Raw genomic sequence first — 23171 nt, forward strand, 5'->3', positions numbered from 1 at the left:
CTCCTTTATCCGCAGCCTTTGCGGTAAACCGGCCGGACGGCCGTCCACACCCCCGGCCGTCGGCCATCATCATTGCCAGTACTGCACAGATGCGCTAGTTGTATGCACAAACGTGCAACTCGATGGAGGGTCGATGAACGAGCGGTACGACGATATGTACCAGGCGGCGTCCCGCTACTACGTCCAGGGCGAGACCATGGACGCCATCGCCAAGCAGTTGGGGCTGTCGCGATCGAGCGTCAGCCGGCTGCTCAAGCAGGCTCGGCAGACGGGGCTGGTGCGAATCAGCCTGGCCGACGACTCCGGCTCGCGCTCACCGGTGGCGACTGCTCTCGACCGGGTTTTCGGGGTTCGGGTGCACCTGGTGGCCGTACGTGAGAGCGCGTCCGAGAACCGGCGCTTCGATCAAGTGGCAAGGTTGGCCGGCCGGCTGCTCAGCGAGGCCGTCACAGACCATTGCGTGATCGGCGTGGCGTGGGGCGTTACCGCCTCGGCGGTGGTGCGCTACCTGCAGCCCAAGCCGCTGGTCGGGTCGACCGTGGTGCAGATGAACGGCGGCACCAACCAGTGGAGTTCGGGAATTCCCTACGTCGGCGAGATTCTGCAGTCGGTCGGCGACGCGTTCACGTCGCGGGTGGTCTACTTTCCGGTGCCCGCCTTTTTCGACTACGCCGAAACCAAGCGTGCCATGTGGCGCGAACGGTCGGTACAGAACGTGATCGGGCTGCAGCGACGCATGGACGTGGCCGTATTCGGCGTCGGCTGCCTGAAGGCGCGGGTGGCGTCACACGTCTACAGCGCCGGCTATATGGACGACGACGACAAGCTCGGCCTGGCCGCCGACGGCGTGGTGGGCGACGTGGCGACCGTGCTGCTGCGCGAGGACGGGTCGTGGCGTGACATCGGGTTCAACGAGCGGGCCTCGGGCCTGACCCCCGCCGAACTGGCGCACGTACCGCGCCGCTTCTGCGTGGTGGCCGACCCCTCCCGGGCGGCAGCCGTGGTGGGGGCGTTGCGGGCCGGCACCACCACCGACCTGGTGATCGACGAGGGCACCGCCCGCGCGGTGCTGGACAGGCTGTAGGGGTGCAGGTCGCAACCCCCGCCCTGATCGGCCCCGCTTCCCTGCTGGAGTCCGACGACCGGCCCTCGGTGTGGAGCCCGCCGGGAGCCCCGCACCGGCTGGAGGCGGTCGTCGGCAGCGCCAACGGCGACGGGACGCTGACCGTCCATCACTACTTCCGCGGGCAGGGCCGTCCGGACAATCCGTGGCTGCGCGGCGATGCGATCAGCACACGGGCGGTCGGCCCGGGCGAACTGCACCAGCGCGGCCGTCCGGGCACCGCCAGGCACGAACTGCTCGCCCGGATTCCCGAACCGGACGGCGTTCGAACCTACGCCTGGGCGGTCAACGAGCCGGCCGCGCGACGCTGGCACCCGGTCGCCGACGCGAGCATCGACCAGCCACCGCGTCCGGCCTGGGACGGCCCAACCGACGCCCGCGAGTGGGGCACCGGAACGGTGATCGCAGTCGCCACGGCGGCGACCCGGCTGCGGAACGGCTGGGTGCAGGCCCTGGTCCAGGTCGACGGGTCGATCTACCACCTGCAGCGCCAGCTACGTCGGGGCCGGGTGCGCTGGCTGCGGCACGCCTGCCTGCGGCTGCACGACCCCGAGCCGTTCGTCGTGGCGGACGAGCCGTCGCACAAGGTCGCCCAGGTCACCGGCGAGCGCGACGGCCAGCACAGCGCCAGCGGCACCGGTCGGCCCACCCTGTCGTCGTCGCTGTCCCGCTCCGGGGTTCGCGGCACCGATCTAGGGGTGCGCGTCGACCACGCCGGCGACACCTACCTGCTGTTCGGCGACACGCACTGGACCCGGCCCTGGCTGGGCACCCGCGACGCCGTGGGCCTAGTACCCGACCCCGAGGCGGAGCACCCCGAGGTGTGCCTGCACGGCTCCCCGCTGCGGTTGCGCGGCGGGGGCACCACGATGCGCGAGTACGACGTGCCGCTGGACGGGTTCAGCCTCAGCGACGACTTGTTCGTCTTTCACACCTCCAACCACTTTCGCGACGCCCAGGTGATGGGCCGCAGCGTGCTGACCCGGGCTCGTCCGGGGCGGCCGCGCATCGATCCCGCGGCACGATGGCGTCCGGTCGAGTTGCGCTACCTGACCACGTTCTCGGACCACCGCTTCATCAACGTCTCGGTGCAGCGCATCGGCGAGGAGTTGCTGCTGTGGGGCACCGGGGCCTACCGGGCCGACGACGTCCGGCTGGCCCGGGTGGACCTCACTGCGCCCGGCGTCGTGCCGGGTCTACGCCGTGGCCGCGCCGAGGCCTTCGCCGCGGCCGTGCGCTACTGGGCAGGGCCCGGGCGATGGTCCGGCGACGAGGCGGACGCCCGGCCGCTGACTCCGCCCGGCGCCCACGGTGAACTCTCGGTGCGCTGGGTACCCGCTCTCAGTCGCTACCTGATGCTGACCATGTCGGGCCCGGACGATCCGATCGGTGCGGCGGTGGTGTTGCGCACGGCACCCGAACCCTGGGGGCCGTGGTCGCCCCGCATCCGCCTGTTCGACTGGGTGGGCGACGGCATGGGCTCCGACGACGCCCGCCGGTTCATTCGCGCCTCGTTAGGCGACGCGGTGGGCGACGCGATCTTCGCCGGGCAGGCCGAGGCCACGGGAGCCGCCTACGCGCCGTACCTGTTCGACGCCCGACCCGATGGGGACGAGGTGGTGCTGCGCTACACGTTGTCGACCTGGAACCCGTACCAGGTGGTTCTGATGCGGCAACGACTCGCAATGAAAAAGGCAAGAAAAGACTGCTGATAATGAAGCCTCTGATACCCGCGTCACTCGGGTAGCGTGCGCGCATAAGCGGTCTTGACAAGGGGCCCGACCGTCAAGCTCGATCGGCTGGACGTCGTCGGCAACGCTCCGCATGTTCGAATCGGAGGATGCACGTGAGAACACTCTCTGCGGACGTCGTGGTGGTGGGTGGAGGATCCACCGGCGCGGGCGTCGTCCGTGACGTCGCCATGCGCGGCTATTCCGCGATCCTGGTCGACCGGGCCGACCTCGGGCAGGGCACCACCGGCCGCTATCACGGCCTGCTGCACTCCGGCGGCCGCTACGTGGTCAGCGATCCGCACTCGGCCACCGAATGCGCCGAAGAGAACGCCATCGTCACCCGCATTCAGTCCCACGCCGTCGAACGCACCGGAGGCTACTTCGTCGCCACCCACGTCGACGATCCGGCCTGGGGCGACGACTGGGCCAAGGGCGCGACCGACACCAAGGTGCCCTTCGAAGAGGTGTCGGTGGCCGCGGTGCTCAAGGCCGAGCCCCGGGTGAACCCGAAGATCTCCCGCGCCTTCGCCGTCGAGGACGGCTCGGTCGACGGGTGGCAGTTGGTCTGGAGCGCCGCCAATTCGGCCAAACAGTACGGCGCGCAGATCCTCACCTACCACCGGGTGACCAAGATCAACCGCGACGGCGACCGGGTCTCGCAGGTGGTCTGCACCGACGACAAGACCGGCGAAGAGGTGCGGATCAACACCAATTTCGTGCTCAACTGCGCCGCCGCCTGGGGCGGTCAGATCGCCCACATGGCCGACTGCCCCGACGTCCAGGTGGTGCCGGGTGCCGGCATCATGATCGCGATGAACCACCGGCTGACCAACTCGGTGATCAACCGACTCACCTACCCCGCCGACGGCGACATCCTGGTGCCGGTGCACACCGTGTGCATCATCGGCACCACCGACCAGAAAGCCGACGACCCCGACAAGCTGCAGATCGCCTGGGACGAGGTGCAGCAGATGATGGACTGCGGCGAACTGCTGGTGCCCGGCTTCCGCAACGCTCGCGCGATCCACGCCTGGGCTGGTGCCCGTCCGCTGGTCAAGGACTCCCGGGTCGGCTCCGGCGACACCCGGCACATGAGCCGCGGCATGTCGATCATCGACCACTCCGAGCGCGACGGTCTGAAGGGCCTGCTCACCATCGCCGGCGGCAAGCTGACCACCTACCGGCTGATGGCCGAGAACGTGGTGAACGCGATGTGCGCCCAGCTCGGCGAGACCCGTCCCTGCCGGACGGCCGACGAACAGTGCCCGGGCTCGGAGGACAAGAAGAACTACGTCATCACCCACCGGCTCGAGGAACGTGAGTACGACCGCACCGCGGACCAGATCCTGTGCGAGTGCGAACTGATGAGCAAGGGCATGTTCACCCGGGCGCTGGCCGACCAGCCCAAGGGCAGCTTCGACGACCTGCGCCGGCAATTGCGGCTCGGCATGGGGCCTTGCCAGGGCGGGTTCTGCTCGATGCGGGCGACCGGCGTGGCGTTGCAGTCCGAGCACATCGACATCGAACGGGCGACCGGGCTGCTGCGGCTGTTCCTGAAGAACCGCTGGATCGGCATCTGGCCGATCCTGTACGGCGACCAGGTGCGGCAGACCGCACTCGATAATTGGATCTTCCAGGGCACGCTCGACGTCGAGCACCTACCCGGCCCGACGCATGAGGAGGTCGTGTGATGACGCGTGTCGTGGTGATCGGGGCCGGTGTGGCCGGGCTGGTCGCGGCCATCCGGCTGGCCGAGGGCGGCGCCCGGGTGGCACTGCTGAACAAGGGGACCGGCGGCCTGCAACTGGGCCAGGGCACCCTCGACATTCTCGGCTACGCCCCCGAGCGGGTGGAGCGTCCGCTGGAGGCGCTGGCCGGCTTCGCCCAGACGCACCCGGGGCACCCCTACGGGCTGCTGCCCGCCGACCTGGTCGCCCGCTCGGCGGGGTACCTGCACGAACTCGTCGGGCCCACCCTGCTGGTCGGCGATCCGGCGGTGAACCTGCAATTGCCCACCGCCGTCGGCGCGATTCGTCCCACCGCCTTGGCCTCGCCCAGCATGACCGCCGGTGCGTGTGTCGAAGGCGCCCGCTTCGTGATCGTGGGGCTACGCCAGCTCAAGGACTTCTACCCCGAGCTGGTGGCCGGCAACCTCGCCCGCACCGAGTTGCCTTCCGGTGGACGGCTCACGGCCCGCCCCGCGATGCTCGACTTCCCGGCCCGCGACGGTGAGGTCGACTCCACCGGCCTGAGCTACGCCCGGGCCCTGGACGACCCGGCCTACCGGCGGCGCTTCGCGCAGGTGCTGGCCGGTCTGGTCGCCGAGGGTGAGTCGGTCGGGCTGCCGGCCGTGCTCGGGCTGGACGACCACGGGGCCTGGGCCGAGATCGCCGAGGTGATCGGCGCGCCGGTCTTCGAGATTCCCCTGCCACCGCCGTCGGTGCCGGGCATGCGGCTCAACCGAGCGCTGACCGCACGCGCCAAGGCGTGCGGGGTGCGGGTGGTGCCGGGCAGCAAGGTGACCGGCTTCCGGGCCTCCGGTGGCTCGGTGAACAGTGTGCAGCTTGCCGCCGCCGGCGGCACGCGCGACTTCGTGGCCGACGCGTTCGTACTTGCCACCGGCGGTTTCGAGTCGGGTGCCCTGCACGCCGACAGCTTCCACAAGGTGCACGAGTCGGTCTTCGACCTGCCCCTGCGTATACCCGAGGGAGCGCTGGTGCACGGCGACTACTGGGGTGATCCGCAGCCGCTGTTCACCATCGGGGTCGAGACCGACGACACCATGCTGGTGCGTCACCCCGGTGGCGATCCGGTGTACACCAACCTGTACGCAGCGGGCGGCATTCTGGCCGGCGCGACCCGCTGGCACGAGAAATCGGGCGAGGGCATCGCGGTCGCCAGCGCCGTGCAGGCCGCCGACTCGATTCTCGCCACAGCAGCCACCGTCACCGAGCAAGGAGCAGCCTCATGAACGCCCCCCACGGCCTCGAGTTCGCCCAGACCCAGGTCGCCCGGGCGTCGCTCGACCACTGCGTGAAGTGCACCATCTGCGAAACCCACTGCCCGGTCTCAGCGGTCACCCCGAAGTTCACCGGGCCGAAGTTCGTCGGGCCGCAGGCCGAACGCTTCCGGCACGGCGAGTCGGCAGACCATTCCCTCGACTACTGCAGTTCGTGCGGGGCCTGCACGCTGGCCTGCCCGCAGGGGGTGAAGATCGCGGAGCTGAACGGCCAGGCCCGGGCGGTGATGAAGGCCGACCAGATGCCGGTGCGCGACCGTCTGATCACCCAGACCACACTGATGGGCAAGGCGATGACCCCGCTGGCGCCGGTGGCCAACGCGGCATTGTCGATCAAACCGTTGCGCACGGTGATCGAGAAGGTGATGGGCATTCACCGCGACGCTCCGATGCCCAAGGCCAACAGCCAGACCATCACCGGTTGGCTGAAGAAGCGCACGAAGCCGGCGGTGCAGGCGAGCCGCGGCACGGTGGTCTTCTTCCACGGCTGCGCCGGGGGCTACTTCGAGGTCGAGACGTCCAAGAAGTCGATCGAGGTTCTGGAGCATCTCGGTTACGAGGTGCTGGTGCCCAAGCAGGGCTGTTGTGGCCTGGCTGAACAGTCCAATGGCCTGTTCGACGGGGCCAGCGAGAAGGTGCTGAAATTGTGCGACGACCTGCGGGCGTCCGGAAGCGACCTGACCATCATCAGTTCGTCCGGCTCGTGCACCGGCATGCTCAAGCACGAGGCGCACGAGATCATGGGTGTGGACGACGACCGGCTCGCCGACGTCGGCACCCGCATTCGCGACATCATGGAGTTTCTCCTCGAATTGCACGAGGCCGACCAGTTGCCCACCGACTTCAAGCCGGTCGAGTTGACCGCCGTCTATCACGCCCCCTGCCAGTTGAAGAGCCAGGGCATGGGCCAGCCGGCGATGGAGATCCTGCGGCTGATCCCGGGTGTCGAGGCCGTCGAGTCGGGCGCCACCTGCTGTGGCATCGCCGGCACCTACGGGCTGAAGAAAGAGAAGTACGAGATCGCCCAGGCCGTCGGCAAGCCGCTGTTCGACAAGGTGCGCGAGGTGAACCCCGAGTTCGCGATGTGCGACACCGAGACCTGCCGCTGGCAGATCCGCAAAGGCTCGGGCGCCCAGGTGGAGCACCCGATCTTCCTGGTGCACCAGGCCTACGGGCTGAGCTGAGCTGAGCCGGCGCTGGTAGGTTCAGCGCAGGCCGGCCCGGCCGCCTGCTGGTGAGAGGGCTTCGACGTGTCCACCGACGTACTTCGCGCCCCGATCGAGTTCTACGACGCGTACATCTTCGATCTGGACGGCACCATCTACCTGGGCGACCACCTGCTGCCCGGTGCCGCCCGGGCGATCACCGAGTTGCGCCGGCGCGACATACCCATTCGCTACCTGTCGAACAACGCGACCAAAGACCCCGCGATGTACGCCCGCATGTTGACCGACCTCGGGCTGCCCACCCCGGTCGAGGACATCGCGAACACGATCGTCACCACCACCCGGTGGCTGCTGGCCAATCACCCCGACGCGGTGTTGTTCCCGATCAGCGAAGAGCCGCTGCACCGGGCGCTGACCGAGGCCGGGTTCCGGCTCAGCGACGATCCGGCCCAGATCGACATCGTGATCGCCAGCTACGACCGCAGCTTCGACTACCGCAAGCTGCAGATCGCCTTCGACGCCATCTGGTACCACCGGCGGGCCTTTCTGATCGAGACCAACCCCGACCGGTTCTGCCCCTTTCCCGGCGGACGCGGCGAACCCGACTGTGCCTCGATCACGGCAGCGATCGAGGCCTGCACCCGCACCAGGTGCGTGCGTTCGCTGGGCAAGCCCGACCCGATCATGCTGCAGGTCACCATGCAGGGCTTGGACGCCCGCCTCGAACACTCGGTGATGGTGGGCGATCGGCTGCAGACCGACATTCGCATGGCGCTCGATGCAGGCATGGTCTCGGGCCTGGTGCTCACCGGCGAGGCGACGGCCGACGACGTCCGTGCGCTCACCGACGAGCACCGGCCCAGCTACGTGCTCGACCGGATCGACCGGCTCATCCCCCGGGCCGTCTGGTCCGAGCTGGGCTGGACCGAAGACAACTGAGCCGACTGAAGCCGTGCTTGCCGGCGAGCATGCCGATCAGCACGAGCCACACCGAGCGGTACTCACTGCGAGTTGCCAGTTCGGCCTGCCGCCACACAAACGACTCGACCGCGATGCGGGTCTTGACATATGTCTCCACCATGGTGATTCCTTTCCGCCCCTGCCACCCGAAGTTGATCGGCGATGGCCGGCTGGGGGAATAGCCACCACGCGGGTCTCGTTCTTCAGACGACAGCGGCCGGTTAGGCTGTGCTGGTCGTTCTCACAACCCACGAGGTAGTGCATGTCTGAGGTTCGCGAAGTCATCGTCATCGGTTCCGGTCCGTCCGGCTACACCGCCGCCATCTACGCTGCCCGGGCAGACCTGCACCCGCTGGTCTTCGAGGGCGCCGTCGAATCGGGGGGTGCCTTGATGAACACCACCGACGTAGAGAACTTTCCCGGCTTTCCCGAGGGCATCATGGGCCCCGACCTCATGGGCAATCTGCGCGCCCAGGCCGAACGGTTCGGCGCCGAGATCGTCACCGACGACATCGTCGAGGTCGATCTCACCGGCGTGATCAAGACCGTCACAGACTCCGCCGGTGGCGTGCACCACGCCAAGGCGGTCATCTTGGCGATGGGCTCCGGCTACCGCCGTCTCGGCGTGCCGGGCGAGGACGACCTGAGCGGCCGCGGGGTGAGCTGGTGCGCCACCTGCGACGGCTTCTTCTTTCGCGACAAAGACATCGCGGTGATCGGCGGCGGCGACTCGGCTCTCGAAGAGGCGACCTTTCTGTCGCGCTTCGCCAGCTCGGTCACCGTGGTGCATCGCCGCGACGAGCTGCGGGCCTCCAAGATCATGATCGCCCGGGCGCAGGCCGACCCGAAGATCGGCTTCGCCTGGAACTCCGCTGTGGCGTCGCTGAACGGCGACCCCTCGCTCACCTCGATCACACTGGCCGACACCGCCACCGGCGAGCAGCGGGAGCTGGCCGTGCAGGGCTGCTTCATCGCGATCGGCCATGACCCGCGCTCGGCCCTGGTGCAGGGCCAGGTCGAGCTCGACCCGGCCGGCTACGTGCTGGTGCGGCCGGGCACCACCCACACGAACCTGCCGGGCGTGTTCGCCGCCGGCGACCTGGTCGACCACACCTACCGGCAGGCCATCACCGCTGCCGGCACCGGCTGCTCGGCGGCACTGGACGCCGAGCGCTACCTGGCCGAGCTGATCGACCTCGGCGACCTTGGCGAACTGTCCGAACTCGGCGCTAACGTCTGATCCGAACGCTGTCGGCACAGCTTGACGTGCCGGTCACCCCACAATCGAGAGGAACCCCATGGCCGAAGTCACCGCCGTGACCGACGACACCTTCGAGGCACTGGTCGTGCGCGCCGACAAACCGGTGCTGGTCGACTACTGGGCCGACTGGTGCGCCCCGTGCCGTCAGATCGCCCCGATCATCGACGAGCTGGCCGGTGAGTTCGGCGATCGCATGGGGTTCTACTCACTCGACACGAACACCAACCCGCGGGTGCCCACCGAACAGGGCGTGCTGGGCCTGCCCACCATTCAGATCTTCCAGGGCGGCGAGTTGGTCAAGCAGTTCACCGGCGGCAAGACCAAGGCGGCCCTGGTCCGGGCGATCGAAGAGTTCATCTGAGCTGACGAAGCGCTGATTTTCCGCCGGGCGAGCCCGCGTCGTCGCCGTCGGCTACCGGCGGCCGTTCAGTGGCAACGACTGCAGCATTGACCGGTCAAGGGGCGCTGCGCCGGGCCGGTTCCGGAGGAGCCATTGGACGGACGGCCTGCATCAACCGTCCCAAGCGGTCGAGCATCGATTCCAGCGGCGCTCGCACCGTGGTGTCGAGGTCGAGCCGCCAACGCGAGGCATTCGCGGTGGGTGCGAAACCGGTGGCCAGCAGAAACCCGGCCGGCGGCGCGGTGCAAGTTGCGGGCACCCCCGAGCGGGCTTGCAGCACACCCACCCGCGCCCTGATCAGCCCGGCGGCTGCGGTGCCCACGAGTGCCCGTCCGACCCCTGCGCCGACATGGCCCGGCGCCACCCACAGGGCCGAGATCAGCGCGGCGGGTCGCGAGCCCGAGCCGTCGGGGTGCACGAGCAGCAGGCCCACCACCCGTTCGCCCTCGGTCGCCAGAGCGCCGCTCCAGCCCCAAGCCGCCTGCGCGGCCCGCTGACCGGCCAGGTCGTGGGGCTGAACCCGGGTGCAGTAGGGGCAGGCCAGAGCACGCACCATCGCCGGGGTGACCAACTCAAGACCGACCATCGCCAGGCCTCCTGCCGTTAGACGCAGACAAGGTCATCCTAGGGAAATGCTGAATCAATGCGCCCACCGCCGGTTGAGCTGGTCGAAACCCCTAGCCACAGCGTAATGACCGAGGTATCGACCAGATCGACCAGCGCCTCCCCAGAAGTTTGCCTCAGGTGGCTGGCTATGACTTGATCCACGACTGGGCGCCCAACTCGACAGCCCTACGTGCGGAATCTCTTAAGCTGGGCGGGTGAGCCAGCCGCAACCCGTCGTGCTTCGTGACACGGTGTTCGACCCGTGGCTCGACAACGACGCCGAACATACTCACGCGCTCACCGTGTCGGCCGTGCGCGCTCTGTTTTCGGTGGCCAACCGGCCCGAGGTGGTGTCGCTGGCCGGCGGCATGCCGAACATCGCCGACCTGCCCCGCGCGGCGATAGGCGAGGCCGTCGTGGCCCCGGGCATGACCGAGACGTCGTTGGTGCCGCTGGACCTCGAGGCTTCCGGAATGGACTTCGGCGACCCGTGCTCCCGTCCGGTGCTGCACGCCAAGGCCTGCCTGGCAGGCGAAGGCCCTGGTTGACATGTCGCTGCGCGCCAGGCAGGCACTGGTCATCGCCGTCGGAGTGGTCGCCGCGGCGGTGATGACTTGGCTCGGCTTCTGGCAGTTGCAGGTGTTCACCGACCAGGGCAATGCGTCGGTGCAGGCCCGGACGCAGCAGTCACCGGTACCGCTGCTCGGCCAGGTCGGGGCCGACGGCACGGTGGGCGACATCTATGGCAAGCCGGTCACCGTGCAGGGCCATTACCTGGCCGGCGAGCAGGTGCTGGTGCTGGGTGAAGACGGTGTGGTGCGGGTGCTTTCTGGTTTTCAACTGTCGGACGGCCGGGTGCTGCCGATTGTCCGGGGAACTGTCGCCCAGGGTGCCTCCGCTCCCCCGGTGCCCACCGGCGAACGCACCGAGACCGGGTTGTTCCTGCCTTCGGAGGCCGCTGCCGACCATCCATTGACTACGGGTTACGATCTGGGTTCGGTGCGCCTGGCCCAACTCGCCCAGCTCTGGCCGAAGCCGTTGATGCCGGGCTTCATCACCCTCGACGCCAGCGCAGCTACGGCTCAGGGGTTGCAGCCGGCAGCGGTGACGCTGCCCACCGGTGAGGGCTCGTGGCGCAACAGCGGGTACGCCCTGCAATGGTGGGTATTCGCCCTGTTCGGCCTGGGCATGAGCATCCGGATCGCCCAAAGCATGGCCACGAAGAGCACCCCGAGCCAGTGACGATCGACTCCCGACGAATCACGCCGAGGGGAGCTGCTCCACAGCGGCCAGTCGAGCCTGCACGTCCCTCGTGGCGTAGCGCTCGGCGATGAACGACAAGAACGGCACTGTTCCGGCCAGGGCGATCAGTATCAACCGTAGCCAGGGCCAGTTCACTCGGCGTCCGAGGTCGTAGGCGGTGATCAGCAGAATCATGTAGAGCCACCCGTGCGGCACGCCCGTCCACACCACGACCGTGTCGTTATTGCCCAGGTACTTCAGCGGCACGCCGACACACACCAACACCACCAGCAGCACTCCGACCACCCACGCCATGATGCGGTAGCGCAGCAGCGCTGTTCGGACGGCGGGAACGTCATCGGCGGTCATCACGCAGCCGAGGCTACCTGCGACGTGGCATCGGTGGCGGCACGATCCAATCGACGATCACGATTATTTGTCGATAAAGACACAAGTATCCGAATGGTTAGATCGAGTTCTCTACCGCCAGTAGCCCGGTCAGCCGGTCCAGGTCGTCGTCGCCCGCGAAGTCGATCACGATGCGTCCCTTGCCCTTGGCGCCCATCACGACGCTGACCCGGGTGTCCAGCCGCTCGACCAGCCGCTCGACCAGCGTGGTAGCCCGCTCACTGGGATCACGGACGATCCGCGTGCGGGGTCGCGCGTCGGTGCCCTGGTCTGCCAACGCCACGATCTCTTCCACCGCCCGCACCGACAGATTCTCAGCGACCACCCGTTGCGCGAGGCGTTCCATGGCCAGCGGATCGCCCAGCGCCAAAATCGCCCGGGCGTGCCCCGCGCTGAGCACCCCGGCCGCAACCCGGCGTTGCACCGGAGCCGGTAGTTGGAGCAACCGAATCGTGTTGCTGATGTGAGGACGACTGCGCTTGATGCGCACCGACAGCTCTTCTTGCGTGCAGCCGAAGTCGGTGAGGAGCTGCTGGTACGCGGCCGCCTCTTCGAGCGGATTGAGCTGTGCCCGATGCAGGTTCTCCAGCAGGGCGTCCCGCAACAGGTCGTGCTCCTGAGTCGGCCGCACGATCGCCGGAATCGTATCCAGCCCCGCCGCCTGGGTGGCGCGCAGCCGCCGCTCGCCCATCACCAGCTCGTACTGCTCGTCGCCGAGCGGCCGCACGACCACCGGCTGCAGCAGCCCCACTTCACTGATCGACGCCACCAGCTCGGCCAGGGCGTCCTCGTCGAAGACCTGCCTCGGCTGCTTGGGGTTCGGCCGAATACTGCTCACCGGCAACTCGGCGTAGTGCGAACCCTGCGGCGGCTCCACCGCCAACGGTTCGGTGCGCTTGGGCTCCAGCGCAGGGTCAGTGCGGTGAATCAGGTCTCCGAGCCCTCTGCCCAGCCCTGGGCGTGGTTTGGTGACGGTCATGACTGTCCTTTCGGTGGCGCACCCCGTTGGGCGATCTCTTCGGCAGCCGCCTGGTAGGCCCGTGAGCCGGCCGATGCCTGGTCGTAGGTGATGACGGTTCGTGCGTAGCTGGGGGCTTCAGATACCCGCACCGAGCGGGGGATAGCGGTGCGCAGGGTCTCGGCGCTGAAATGAGTGCGCACCTCGGCCGCTACTTGAGCCGACAGTCGGGTGCGAGCGTCGTACATGGTCAACACGATGGTCGAGAGCCGCAGCCGATCGTTCATTGAGCCTTTGACCAGGTCGATGGTGCGCAGCAACTGCGAGACGCCTTCGAGCGCGTAGTACTCGCACTGAATGGGCACCAGGAGTTCTTCGGCCGCCACCAGAGCGTTGAGGGTGAGCAGACCCAGCGAAGGAGGGCAGTCGATCAAGATGTAGTCGAGTCGGCGCCGCTGCAGTAGTTGTTCGACGGCACGCAGCAATCGACTTTCACGACCGGCGATGTCGACCAGGCCGATCTCGGCCCCAGCCAGGTCGATCGTGGCTGGCAACACCCATAAGTTGTTCGCTTCCGGCGACTGCTGCACGTGTTGATCGATGGCGTCGCCCTCGATCAAGACCTCGTACGTTCCAGGGGTTCCCGCGTTATGGTCAACACCGAGAGCGGTGGACGCATTGCCCTGCGGGTCGAGGTCAATGACCAGCACCCGTAGTCCACCATGTGCGAGAGCCGCAGCCACGTTGACTGCCGTGGTGGTCTTACCTACGCCGCCCTTCTGGTTGGCGATCACCATCGTCCGCGTCACGTCCGGAGCCGGTAGTGGGCCTGTTTCACGTGGAACCGAGGCGTCCGGTAGTTCGACCGGCGGGGGAGTGAACTCCGGTTCGTCGTACGCGATGCGTCGGGGAACCGCTGATTGGGTCATGGCGCCGTCCTTCGACCAGCCGCTGTTTCACGTGAAACCGATGGACCAATGGTCACGCGCAGTCCTCTCGTGATGTTGAGCGATTTCGACTTCTCAGCCTATCCGCGGCCGCACCCATGGTGTGGTTCATACCGTGCGCGTCACGCAAGACCTCCCCGAGACCGTCGATGGCGCGCCCCGTGAATACAGAGGACGGGCGAGCACCGGGTCTCCGCCGCGCCGAGGCTTCTTCTGCATTCGCCCAGCCCACGACGGCCAGCACTTCATCCATTCATCAACGGCCCACCCCTCGCTGGTTGAGCCTGTCGAAACCCATGGCGAGAGCACACCGCTCGCGGTCTCGACAGGCTCAACCAACGCTGGTTGAGCCTGTCGAAACCTTTAGTGAGAGCACTCCGTTAGCGGTCTCGACACACTCGACCAACGCTGGTTGAGTCTGTCGAAACCCATAGTGAGAGCACACCGCTCGCAGTCTCGACACGCTCAACCAACGCTGGTTGAGCTTGTCGAAACCCATGGCGAGAGCACACCGCTCGCGGTCTCGACACGCTCGACCAACGAAAGTCAGCGCATTCCTCTAGCGAATCCGCACGACCCAGGTGGGCTCCGCATCGGTATGTGCCGCCACCGAAAGCACCTGTCCGGTCAGTCGGCGCTTGCGCAGCGTGCCCTGCACGTCGATCAATTCCTGCTCGGCGCTCTCGCCCTTGATTGCCAGCAACTGACCGTGTGGCGCCACGAGCGGCAGGCACCACGTGAGCAACTTCGGCAACGCGGCCACCGCACGGCAGGTCACCACCTGATAGGTCTGGTCCTGGTCCTCGGCGCGTCCACGCACCACGCTAACCCGCTCGGCCAGGCCGAGTTCGTCCACCACTTCGGTAAGAAAATTGGCTCGCCGCAGCAAAGGCTCCAGCAGCGTCACTGTGAGGTCTGGCCGAAGAATCGCCAGCGGAATGCCCGGCAGCCCGGCACCCGAGCCCACATCGAGAACGGACGATCCATGGTTGATCAACTGCTCGATGGCTACGGAGTTCAGCACATGGCGTGACCACAGCCGATCAACCTCACGAGGGCCGATCAACCCCCAGTCGACACCTCTACTTGCCAATATATCGACATATTGCCGTCCTTGTTCGTAGGAGTCTCCGAAGACCTCATGTTCCATCTGCACGACCACCTGTCTACTGCACCGGCACAAGACGAGCCAATCGCCGAGCAGAGAGTGGTGGGGGTTGCAAAAACGCTGGTCGAACGCGGGTTGAGCCTGTCGAAACCCCCTGCCACAGCGGCATCACTGGGGTCTCGACAAACTTTCAGGTCTCGATAAGCTCGACCAACGAAAACCACGCTTCCTCAGCGACGAACCGATCAACACAACACACCGACGGTTGAGCCTCTCGAAACCCCTGCCACAGCGGCACCACTGAGGTCACGACAAACTTTCAGGTCTCGACAAGCTCGACCAACGACAAGCTCGACCAACGAAAACCGGCGTCTCTTCAGCTCAGGCGTCAGCCGAACCCTGGGGCGTGGGCACTACGCGATCATCACGAGTCTAGGCAGCGCACAGTGGGTATCGAATGCGCTCGGCCAACGACGCCCGGTCAGCCCTTCGGCAGCACGACCACCCGTCGGCGAGGCTCCTCGCCCTCGGATTCGCTGATCAGCCCGGCTGCAGCCACCACGTCGTGCACGATCTTGCGCTCGAAGGGATTCATCGGTGCCAGCCGCACCGGGTCACCGTCCTGGAGCACCTCGGCAATCGCATCTTTGGCCAGGGCCTCAACCTCTTTGCGGCGCTTGTCGCGGTGTCCGGCCACGTCGAGCATCAGCCGCGAGCGATGGCCTGTCTCGGTCATCACCGCCAGTCGGGCCAACTCCTGCAGGGCCTCGAGTACCTCACCGTTGCGACCCACCAGCACATCGGCCTCGGTGACGATCGACACGTGGGCACGCCCACCCTCGCTGTAGGTGTCGATGTCACCGTCCAGATCGGCGATGTCGAGCAGTTCCTCGAGGTAGTCGGCGGCGATCTCGCCCTCGTTGTCGAGCGCCTGGTCACGCTTGGAGCGGGTGGGCTCCTCGGTCACGACCGTTGCTTCGTCAGTCTGCAGATCAGTCATCTGAGTCACTCCTATAGCCGGCTCAGGCATCGCCGGTGGTGGTCTTGGGCTTGGGTTGCGCCGTCTTGCGGGCCGAGCGGCTGGAACGCTGCGGCTGTTGCCGCTGCACCTGCTGACGCTGCACAGCCGCCTGCCCGGACGCCGTCTCGGTGCCGGACGCCTGCCCGTTCTTCGAGCTGGACGAGCCCGGCTTCCCGCCGCCGGGGCTCTGCCTCGCGACCGTCGCGGTGTCGGTCTGGGTGGCCGGCGCCGCGGTCTTTCGCCCCTTGCCGGCACGCTTTCGGGCGAGTTCGTCGGGGTCTTTGCCCTTGGCCCGCATGCGCTCCTCCCAGTCGATGTAGGCCGGAGTGTTGGGGGCCGGGTTGTTGTGAATGAGAATGTACTGCTGGGCCATCGTCCAGGTGTTCGAAACCAGCCAGTAGAGCAGCACACCGACCGGAATGTTCACGCCCATGAACAGGTACATGACCGGAAAGAGATACAGCATGATCTTCTGCTGCTGCGCGAACTGCCCGGTCAACGCCTCCGGGGGCATGTTCTTGCGCATCAACTGCAGTTGAGTGACGAACAGGACGGCCGTCATGCTGATCACCAGCACCGCGCACAGGATCTGAGTCGCCCCGATGCCGTCGGTGATCGGCCAGAAGATGCCCGACAGCTTCGCCCCGAAAATCGTCGCGTTGCGCAGAGATTCGGACTGTTCGACAGTCATCACACCGATCGCGTGCCCCTGCGACGCGTTCCACAGCACTTGGTACAGCGCGATGAAAATCGGCATCTGCAGCAGCAGCGGCAGACAGGACGCCATCGGGTTCACGCCCTCGTCCTTGTACAACTTCATGGTCTCTTGGCCGAGCCGCTCCCGGTCGTGGCCGTACTTCTCCTGCAGCACCTTCATCTGCGGCTGCAGCAACTGCATGTTGCGCGAACTGCGAATCTGCCGCACGAATAGCGGAATCAGCGCGGTGCGAATCACCACGGTCAGCGAGATGATCGCCAGCGCCCAGGCCCACCCGCTGTCGGCGCCCAGAAAGGCGGCGAACATCGAGTGAAAGGTCGTCATCACCCATGAGACCGCCAAGTACAGCGGTTGCATCATGGTGTTCAACCCACCGAGCACGTCGCTCCACAGGTCAAGCGGCACGATCTGCGGTATTCGAATCACGTTGCTCCTCGAAGTCGGGGTTCGGACGCGGCTTGTTCCCGGGCCCAGTCGGCGGCGGCGGGGGTGCCCGGAACGGGGTCATACCCGCCGAGCGACCACGGGTGGCAGTGGCCCAGCCGGCGCAGGGCCAACCCCGACCCGCGCCAGGTGCCGTGCACGCTGACCGCCTCCAGAGCGTAGGCCGAGCACGACGGGTAGTACTTGCAGACCGGCCCATACAGCGGGCTGATCAAGGTGCGGTAGGCCTTCAGCAGGCCGATCAGAACGGCTCTCACGTGCGCGCCAGCTTCGCCGCGGTTGCCGTCCAAGCCGTGTTCAGGTCGTCGGCCAGATGTCCGTGCTGCGGCAGCGCGCGCACCACCACGTCGAGGGAGAACGGTGTGTCGTCGATGCGGGCCGCCACCAGGTGCCGCAACTGCCGCTTCACCCGATTGCGCCGCACGGCATTGCCGACCGCTTTGGACACCACAAAACCCGCCCGTGACGGCGGGTTTTCGGTGCGCACCATGTGCAGCACCACAGTGGGACGGCCTGCGCGGACGCCCCGCCGCACGGTGGTGCGGAACTCCTCGGCGGTGCGCAGCCGCTCGGCCTTGGCCAGCACCTGACGGCTCGTCAGGAATCGGTCAGCCGGCGAGACGGGCGCGGCCCCGGCTACGACGAGCCGAAATGATGGCGCGCCCAGCGCGGGTGCGCATGCGCAGGCGAAACCCATGGGTGCGGCTGCGACGCCGGTTGCTCGGCTGGAAAGTGCGCTTGCTCACGGAAATGCTCCCCGTTTCAATGTCTTGCGGAACCGATACGCCCACTCCGGGCGCACGCAGGTGGATCGCTGGCGGCGACCAACCAAGGTTACGCGGGGGTGCTCCGATTCGGCAAACCGGTGGCTTTTCACGGCGCGTCGAGACGACACGCCGAAGAGGGTGAACTTTTCTCACGAACTGGTTTGCAGATGGCCCCGCAGCGGGCTAGCGTTGCCGTCCGTTGACCTTGGTACGCCCCACCCCACTGACAGGCACCCTTGTTCACACCCTGTGGATAACGTGTGTGGACAAACCAGTCGACCGTGAACGTGCAGGGAAGGGAGAGCAGGTGCCCGACCACCAGGCAACCCCCTCTGCCAGCCCGTCGGACGATCTGGACGATGCCTGGCGGTTCGTCTGGTCAGAGGCCGATGCCCCCTCCCGTGCCTGGTTGCGCAGCACGCGGGCCGAGGCGATGCACGACAGCACGTTCACCATCAGCGTGCCGAACGACTTCACCCGCTCAAGGGTCGAGTCGCGGCTGCGGACCTGGGTGGAACGGCAACTGACCAGCTACTTCGGTCGTCCGATCGGCATCGCGTTGGTGCTCGCGCCCGGAGCCGAAGACGTCGACGATGACGATTTCGACCCGATAGCCTCCGCCCCGGCACCGGCGCTGGCCACCACGACCGCCCAGGTCGACGATCGCCCGGGCGGACGGCTCAACCCCAAGTACACCTTCGAGTCGTTCGTCATCGGCAGTTCGAACCGGTTCGCCCACGCGGCCGCCGTCGCCGTGGCTGAGGCTCCGGGCAAGGCGTACAACCCGCTGATGATCTACGGCGAATCCGGCCTGGGCAAGACCCACCTGCTGCACGCTCTGGGCCACTACGTGCGCAACTACCACGCCAACCGGCGGGTCAAGTACGTGTCGACCGAAGAGTTGACCAACGACTTCATCAACGCGATCAGTGACAACCGCACCGCCGACTTCCGCCGCACCTACCGCGACGTCGACGTGCTGCTGATCGACGACATCCAGTTCCTGGAGAGCAAAATCCAGACCCAGGAGGAGTTCTTCCACACGTTCAACACGCTGCACACCGCGCAGAAGCAGATCGTGATCACCTCCGATCGTCCGCCCAAGTCGCTGGAGGCGCTCGAGCCACGGCTACGCAGCCGCTTCGAGTGGGGGCTGATGACCGACATTCAGCCGCCCGACCTCGAAACCCGCATCGCGATTCTGCGTAAGAAGGCCGCCGCCGAGCGGTTGACCGCCGGCCCGGACGTGCTCGAGTTCATCGCCACCAAGATCCAGGCCAACATCCGCGAACTCGAGGGCGCCCTGATTCGGGTGACGGCCTTCGCCAGCCTGAACCGGCAGGAGGTCGACATGACCCTGGCCGAGGTGGTGCTGCGCGACCTCATTCCGCACGGTGACGACACCCCGATCACAGCCACCCTCATTCAGTCCGAGACCGCCGCTTACTTTTCGATCAGCACCGACGACCTGTGTGGGGCGAGCCGCACCCAGGGCGTCGTGATGGCCCGGCAGATGGCGATGTACCTGTGCCGCGAGATGACCGACCTGTCACTGCCCAAGATCGGGCAGTCGTTCGGCGGCCGCGATCACACCACGGTGATGCACGCCAACAAGAAGATCCGTCACCTGATGGGCGAGGATCGCAAGGTCTACAACCAGGTCGCCGAGCTGACCAACCGAGTCAAGCAGCGGGCAGCCAAGCGATAGTCGCCGGTCTCGCACCGATTGGTCGATACCCACCTGTTCAACGCAACCACCACCGGTCGAGCCTGTCGCAACTCCCTGCCACAGCACCATCGCTGAGGTCTCGACAAGCGCGACCAGCGAAAATTGGCGTTCCCCACATCCCTCTCTGCGGCTCCTACCCAGGCGTCGACGCCCGTGCACTCGTCGGTGCAGAACTACACGTGGTAGCCCCGCATCCCTGTGGAAAACCCGACGGGGTGTGCGGCCGTCCGCAACTACTCCCCGTGTAGTTTCGACTTGCACCCCTTCTCATCCACAACCATGACTACGCTCTGGTCAGGGGTTTCGTGGGTTTTGCACAGGATTCACAGCAGCTATGACTACGAAGAATTGATACTCGTCAAAGAATCATCAAAGTAACCCGATCCCCAAGGTGTGGAAGACGATCGCAGCCCAGCCGCTGCCGATATGATCGACCCCCCGGAGTACGAGCAAGGGAGCCCTGTGAAGATCCGCCTCGACCGCGATGTTCTCGCCGAAGCAGTCGCCTGGACGGCCCGCAGCCTGCCGACCAGGCCGAGCGTGCCGATTCTTGCCGGACTGCTGGTCAAGGCTGCCGACGGCCAGGTGGTCATGTCGAGCTTCGACTATGAGACCTCGGCTCAGATCAGCGTGAAGGCGGACGTCGCCGCCGACGGTGTGGCCCTGGTGTCCGGACGGCTGCTGGCCGACATCGCCCGCTCGTTGCCCAATAAGCCGGTCGATATCACCGCGGACGCCTCCCATATGGAACTGGTCTGCGGCAGCGCCCGGTTCACCTTGCAGACGCTGCCGGTGGACGACTACCCGGCGCTGCCCACCATGCCCGAGGCCAGCGGCACCGTCGCCAGCGACGATTTTGCGCGCGCCGTGTCGCAGGTCGTGGTGGCTGCCGGCCGTGACGAGTTGCTGCCGGTGTTCACCGGCGTCCGCATGGAGATCGACGGCGACACGCTGTCGTTGCTGGCCACCGACCGCTACCGGATGGCGCTCAAAGAGATCACCTGGAACCCGGGCAGCGCGCGCACCGACGGGGCGGCGCTGGTGCCGGCCCGGGTGCTGGGCGAGACGGCCAAGTCGATGACGTCGGGTGACGTGGTCACGCTGAGCCTGTCCAGCACCGGTAGCGGCGACGGGCTGATCGGTTTCGAGGGCGACGGCGCGGCCGGGGTCCGCGAGATCACCACCCGGCTGCTCGATGGGGAGTTCCCCAAGGTGCGGCACCTGATGAATGTGCAGGCCAGCCTGACCGTTCGGGCCAATACCGCCGAGGTGATCGCTGCGGTGAAGCGGGTGGGGTTGGTCGCCGAACGCAACACCTCGCTGCGGATGATCATCGGTGACCAGGCGATCACCCTTGAGGCCGCCACCGGCGACCAGGCGCAGGCGGTCGAAGCGCTCGAGGCGGTGGTCACCGACGAGACCGGCAACGGCCTGGTCATGACGGCGGCGGGGTTCAACCCGCACTACCTCTCTGATGCCCTGTCGGCCCTGGACGCCCCCTACGTGCACTTCGCGTTCACCGCACCGGGCAAGCCCTGCCTGCTCACCGCGCTGAACGAGTTGGACGGCGAGCCGCTGACCGACTACCGGCACGTCATCATGCTGATGCGCCTGCCGGCCTGAGCAATCGTTGGTCGAGCTTGTCGAGACCCGAGCTTGTCGAGACCTGAAAGCTTGTCGCGGCCTTAGCTGTGCTGCTTCTGGTAGGGATTTCGACCCGCTCAGCCAGCGCCGGGCTGCCCAGTAGGGTTGGCGGCGTGTTCGTCACCCATTTGTCGCTGGCCGATTTTCGGTCGTACCCGGTGGCCGAGGTGGCTCTCGAACCCGGGGTTACGACGTTCACCGGGGCCAACGGGCAGGGCAAGACGAACCTCGTCGAGGCGATCGACTACCTGGCCACGCTGGGCTCGCACCGGGTGTCGTCCGAACAACCGCTGGTGCGGCACGGTGCCGAGCGGGCGATCGTGCGGGCCAGGGTGCAGGCCGGGCTGCACGACGGTCGGCAACTGGTGCTCGAGATCGAGCTCCTGCCCGGCCGGCAGAATCGGGCCAGCCTCAACCGGGCGCCGTTGCGTCGGCCGCGAGAACTGCTCGGCGCGCTGCGCACCGTGGTGTTCTCACCTGAGGATTTGGCCCTGGTCAAGGGCGATCCAAGTGAGCGCCGGCGCTTTCTGGACGAGCTGATCACCACCCGCTGGCCACGGCTGGCCGGTGTGCGCGCCGACTACGACCGGGTGCTGCGGCAACGCTCCACGCTGTTGAAGTCGCTGGGCGTGCGCGGCCGCGGACAGCGCGACGGGGCCGATGCGTCCCTGGCGGTGTGGGACGAATCGCTGGCCCGATTCGGTGCCGAACTGATGCACGCCCGGCTCGACACCCTGGCCGCGCTGGCTCCGCACGCTGCCGCGGCCTACACCGCGATCGCACCCACCAACAACGCCGCCAGGTTGGAGTACCGCTGCGCGATCGGGGCCGACGCGACCATGTCGCAGGACGAAATCGAGGCCAGATTGATCGTGGCGATGGGGGAGCGTCGCGGTGACGAGATCCAGCGCGGCGTCTGCCTGGTCGGGCCGCACCGCGACGACGTGCTGCTCGGCCTGGGTGAATTGCCGGCCAAGGGCTACGCGTCGCACGGCGAGTCGTGGTCGTTCGCCCTCTCGCTCAAACTCGGCGCGTTCGGGCTGCTGCGCGACGAGGGCGTCCAGCCGGTGCTGATTCTCGACGACGTGTTTGCCGAACTCGACCAACTGCGCCGGCAGCGGCTGGCGGGCATGATCGCCGGCGCCGAACAGGTGCTGATCACCGCCGCCGTGCCCGACGACGTGCCCAGCGAGCTGGGCGGACGCCGGTTCAGCGTCGGCGGGGGCGAGGTGCGGGCCGAGTCTGTGGTGAGCGATCAGACCGAACTGCCCCAGGGGAGCGAGGTGCATGGTGCCCGATCATGACCCGGCCGGTATCGAACTCGCCCGGTTGATTGCCCGCAGTGCGCAGGGCGGCGTCCCCCCGGCCGCGCCGAAACCGACGCGTCCCTCTCGCGCGCCGAAGCCCGGCAAGCAGCAGCGACAGCCCGGCGACCCGCAGCCGCTCAGCGAAGCGTTGGACGATCTGATCGCCGACGCCGGCTGGTCGACTGAGGTGAACCTGCACCACCTGCTCGGACGGTGGGCCGATCTGGTCGGACCGACCAACGCCGAGCATTCGGTGCCCGAGGGTTTCGAGCAGCGGGTGCTGCACGTGCGGGCCGACTCCACCGCGTGGGCGACCAATCTGCGCCTGCTGGCGCCGTCCATCGTGGCGCGGCTGAACGACCAACTCGGTGAGGGCACGGTGCTGCGCATCGTGGTGAAGGGTCCGGACGCGCCGAGTTGGAAGCACGGTCTGCGCAGCGTGCGCGACGGCCGTGGCCCCCGGGACACCTACGGCTGAGCCGCGTCGAGCCGTGGCCCGGCCAGCGACCCGTTGGGCCAACGGTCGCTGTCCGGGGTATGGGGGGGCGTCAACGGGTGCAACGCCGCTCAGAGGGCCATTCAGGGGCCATCTGTCCACAAATCGGTCGCC

Annotated in this window: 22 protein-coding genes and 2 pseudogenes; 14 read left to right on the top strand and 10 right to left on the bottom strand. The window is 67.2% G+C overall.

Annotated elements, in window-relative coordinates; translation table 11 throughout:
* Positions 1-133 precede the first annotated feature (133 nt).
* The 8 genes from QM721_RS01820 (at position 134) to QM721_RS01855 (ending at position 9623) form a co-directional block, all read left to right on the top strand.
* Entirely contained in the window at positions 134-1084 is a 951-nt protein-coding gene (locus tag QM721_RS01820) for a sugar-binding transcriptional regulator (RefSeq protein ID WP_415118403.1), read from the top strand.
* A gap of 2 nt (positions 1085-1086) precedes the next feature.
* The gene (locus QM721_RS01825) at positions 1087-2835 is read left to right on the top strand and encodes a DUF4185 domain-containing protein (protein WP_415118405.1); all 1749 of its coding nucleotides are present in this window, start codon (positions 1087-1089) and stop codon (positions 2833-2835) included.
* A gap of 134 nt (positions 2836-2969) precedes the next feature.
* Positions 2970-4547 (top strand): anaerobic glycerol-3-phosphate dehydrogenase subunit GlpA, encoded by a 1578-nt coding sequence (gene glpA / locus QM721_RS01830; RefSeq protein WP_415118407.1) that lies wholly within the window; start codon positions 2970-2972, stop codon positions 4545-4547.
* Positions 4547-5827, top strand: a complete 1281-nt coding sequence (glpB, locus tag QM721_RS01835) for a glycerol-3-phosphate dehydrogenase subunit GlpB (RefSeq protein ID WP_415118409.1) — start codon at positions 4547-4549, stop codon at positions 5825-5827. Before glpA ends, glpB begins: the two co-directional genes overlap by 1 nt.
* On the top strand, positions 5824-7059 hold the full coding sequence (locus QM721_RS01840) for an anaerobic glycerol-3-phosphate dehydrogenase subunit C (protein WP_415118411.1): 1236 nt from the start codon (positions 5824-5826) through the stop codon (positions 7057-7059). Before glpB ends, QM721_RS01840 begins: the two co-directional genes overlap by 4 nt.
* A gap of 66 nt (positions 7060-7125) precedes the next feature.
* The gene (locus QM721_RS01845) at positions 7126-7980 is read left to right on the top strand and encodes an HAD-IIA family hydrolase (protein ID WP_415118413.1); all 855 of its coding nucleotides are present in this window, start codon (positions 7126-7128) and stop codon (positions 7978-7980) included.
* Positions 7981-8263: 283 nt separating this feature from the next.
* The gene (gene trxB, locus QM721_RS01850) at positions 8264-9241 is read left to right on the top strand and encodes a thioredoxin-disulfide reductase (RefSeq protein WP_415118415.1); all 978 of its coding nucleotides are present in this window, start codon (positions 8264-8266) and stop codon (positions 9239-9241) included.
* 58 nt (positions 9242-9299) lie between these two features.
* Complete coding sequence (locus tag QM721_RS01855) at positions 9300-9623, top strand: thioredoxin family protein (RefSeq protein ID WP_415118417.1); 324 nt, start codon at positions 9300-9302, stop codon at positions 9621-9623.
* A 94-nt stretch (positions 9624-9717) separates the two neighbouring features.
* Here QM721_RS01855 and QM721_RS01860 read toward each other — a convergent pair whose 3' ends face one another.
* Positions 9718-10248 carry a GNAT family N-acetyltransferase gene (locus QM721_RS01860; protein ID WP_415118419.1) on the bottom strand — a complete coding sequence of 177 codons (531 nt, stop codon included), beginning with the start codon at positions 10246-10248 and terminating at the stop codon, positions 9718-9720.
* Positions 10249-10519: 271 nt separating this feature from the next.
* On the opposite strand from QM721_RS01860, the pseudogene QM721_RS01865 reads away from it, so the two are divergent.
* Both QM721_RS01865 and QM721_RS01870 read left to right on the top strand, forming a co-directional pair.
* A pseudogene (locus QM721_RS01865) lies at positions 10520-10664 on the top strand (PLP-dependent aminotransferase family protein); the annotation flags it as partial.
* A gap of 153 nt (positions 10665-10817) precedes the next feature.
* Entirely contained in the window at positions 10818-11510 is a 693-nt protein-coding gene (locus tag QM721_RS01870) for an SURF1 family protein (protein ID WP_415118421.1), read from the top strand.
* Between the two features lie 18 nt (positions 11511-11528).
* Here the strand turns inward: QM721_RS01870 and QM721_RS01875 are convergent.
* The 9 genes and pseudogenes from QM721_RS01875 to rpmH form a co-directional block, all read right to left on the bottom strand.
* A pseudogene (locus QM721_RS01875) lies at positions 11529-11870 on the bottom strand (DUF3817 domain-containing protein); the annotation flags it as partial.
* Between the two features lie 106 nt (positions 11871-11976).
* The gene (locus QM721_RS01880) at positions 11977-12897 is read right to left on the bottom strand and encodes a ParB/RepB/Spo0J family partition protein (RefSeq protein ID WP_415118423.1); all 921 of its coding nucleotides are present in this window, start codon (positions 12895-12897) and stop codon (positions 11977-11979) included.
* On the bottom strand, positions 12894-13805 hold the full coding sequence (locus QM721_RS01885; protein ID WP_415118425.1) for a ParA family protein: 912 nt from the start codon (positions 13803-13805) through the stop codon (positions 12894-12896). The genes QM721_RS01880 and QM721_RS01885 overlap by 4 nt, the downstream gene beginning before the upstream one ends.
* A gap of 577 nt (positions 13806-14382) precedes the next feature.
* Positions 14383-14973 (bottom strand): 16S rRNA (guanine(527)-N(7))-methyltransferase RsmG, encoded by a 591-nt coding sequence (rsmG, locus tag QM721_RS01890; RefSeq protein ID WP_415120084.1) that lies wholly within the window; start codon positions 14971-14973, stop codon positions 14383-14385.
* Between the two features lie 439 nt (positions 14974-15412).
* Positions 15413-15931 carry a protein jag gene (locus tag QM721_RS01895; RefSeq protein WP_415118427.1) on the bottom strand — a complete coding sequence of 173 codons (519 nt, stop codon included), beginning with the start codon at positions 15929-15931 and terminating at the stop codon, positions 15413-15415.
* 22 nt (positions 15932-15953) lie between these two features.
* Entirely contained in the window at positions 15954-17030 is a 1077-nt protein-coding gene (yidC, locus tag QM721_RS01900; protein WP_415120086.1) for a membrane protein insertase YidC, read from the bottom strand.
* Positions 17031-17092: 62 nt separating this feature from the next.
* Positions 17093-17371 (bottom strand): membrane protein insertion efficiency factor YidD, encoded by a 279-nt coding sequence (gene yidD / locus QM721_RS01905; RefSeq protein ID WP_415118429.1) that lies wholly within the window; start codon positions 17369-17371, stop codon positions 17093-17095.
* On the bottom strand, positions 17368-17700 hold the full coding sequence (rnpA, locus tag QM721_RS01910; protein ID WP_415118431.1) for a ribonuclease P protein component: 333 nt from the start codon (positions 17698-17700) through the stop codon (positions 17368-17370). Before rnpA ends, yidD begins: the two co-directional genes overlap by 4 nt.
* 22 nt (positions 17701-17722) lie before the next feature.
* Positions 17723-17860 carry a 50S ribosomal protein L34 gene (gene rpmH, locus QM721_RS01915; protein WP_105186735.1) on the bottom strand — a complete coding sequence of 46 codons (138 nt, stop codon included), beginning with the start codon at positions 17858-17860 and terminating at the stop codon, positions 17723-17725.
* Positions 17861-18188: 328 nt separating this feature from the next.
* On the opposite strand from rpmH, the gene dnaA reads away from it, so the two are divergent.
* The 4 genes from dnaA (at position 18189) to QM721_RS01935 (ending at position 23039) form a co-directional block, all read left to right on the top strand.
* Complete coding sequence (gene dnaA, locus QM721_RS01920) at positions 18189-19589, top strand: chromosomal replication initiator protein DnaA (RefSeq protein ID WP_415118433.1); 1401 nt, start codon at positions 18189-18191, stop codon at positions 19587-19589.
* Positions 19590-20072: 483 nt separating this feature from the next.
* Positions 20073-21233 carry a DNA polymerase III subunit beta gene (gene dnaN, locus QM721_RS01925; protein WP_415118435.1) on the top strand — a complete coding sequence of 387 codons (1161 nt, stop codon included), beginning with the start codon at positions 20073-20075 and terminating at the stop codon, positions 21231-21233.
* A 134-nt stretch (positions 21234-21367) separates the two neighbouring features.
* Positions 21368-22558, top strand: a complete 1191-nt coding sequence (gene recF, locus QM721_RS01930) for a DNA replication/repair protein RecF (RefSeq protein ID WP_415118437.1) — start codon at positions 21368-21370, stop codon at positions 22556-22558.
* Positions 22542-23039 carry a DUF721 domain-containing protein gene (locus tag QM721_RS01935; RefSeq protein WP_415118439.1) on the top strand — a complete coding sequence of 166 codons (498 nt, stop codon included), beginning with the start codon at positions 22542-22544 and terminating at the stop codon, positions 23037-23039. The genes recF and QM721_RS01935 overlap by 17 nt, the downstream gene beginning before the upstream one ends.
* The last annotated feature ends 132 nt before the right edge of the window (positions 23040-23171 follow it).

Source organism: Micropruina sp. (assembly GCF_047602085.1).
Taxonomy (GTDB): Bacteria; Actinomycetota; Actinomycetes; order Propionibacteriales; family Propionibacteriaceae; genus Micropruina.

Bases quoted from the DNA above. Each gene is read 5' to 3' on its own strand.
- trxB (WP_415118415.1), top strand. From the start codon at position 8,264: ATGTCTGAGGTTCGCGAAGTCATCGTCATCGGTTCCGGTCCGTCCGGC.
- QM721_RS01935 (WP_415118439.1), top strand. From the start codon at position 22,542: ATGGTGCCCGATCATGACCCGGCCGGTATCGAACTCGCCCGGTTGATT.
- QM721_RS01895 (WP_415118427.1), bottom strand. From the start codon at position 15,931: ATGACTGATCTGCAGACTGACGAAGCAACGGTCGTGACCGAGGAGCCC.
- QM721_RS01855 (WP_415118417.1), top strand. From the start codon at position 9,300: ATGGCCGAAGTCACCGCCGTGACCGACGACACCTTCGAGGCACTGGTC.
- QM721_RS01860 (WP_415118419.1), bottom strand. From the start codon at position 10,248: ATGGTCGGTCTTGAGTTGGTCACCCCGGCGATGGTGCGTGCTCTGGCC.
- QM721_RS01885 (WP_415118425.1), bottom strand. From the start codon at position 13,805: ATGACCCAATCAGCGGTTCCCCGACGCATCGCGTACGACGAACCGGAG.
- QM721_RS01880 (WP_415118423.1), bottom strand. From the start codon at position 12,897: ATGACCGTCACCAAACCACGCCCAGGGCTGGGCAGAGGGCTCGGAGAC.
- yidC (WP_415120086.1), bottom strand. From the start codon at position 17,030: ATGATGCAACCGCTGTACTTGGCGGTCTCATGGGTGATGACGACCTTT.
- rsmG (WP_415120084.1), bottom strand. From the start codon at position 14,973: ATGGAACATGAGGTCTTCGGAGACTCCTACGAACAAGGACGGCAATAT.
- QM721_RS01870 (WP_415118421.1), top strand. From the start codon at position 10,818: ATGTCGCTGCGCGCCAGGCAGGCACTGGTCATCGCCGTCGGAGTGGTC.
- QM721_RS01820 (WP_415118403.1), top strand. From the start codon at position 134: ATGAACGAGCGGTACGACGATATGTACCAGGCGGCGTCCCGCTACTAC.
- glpB (WP_415118409.1), top strand. From the start codon at position 4,547: ATGACGCGTGTCGTGGTGATCGGGGCCGGTGTGGCCGGGCTGGTCGCG.
- QM721_RS01840 (WP_415118411.1), top strand. From the start codon at position 5,824: ATGAACGCCCCCCACGGCCTCGAGTTCGCCCAGACCCAGGTCGCCCGG.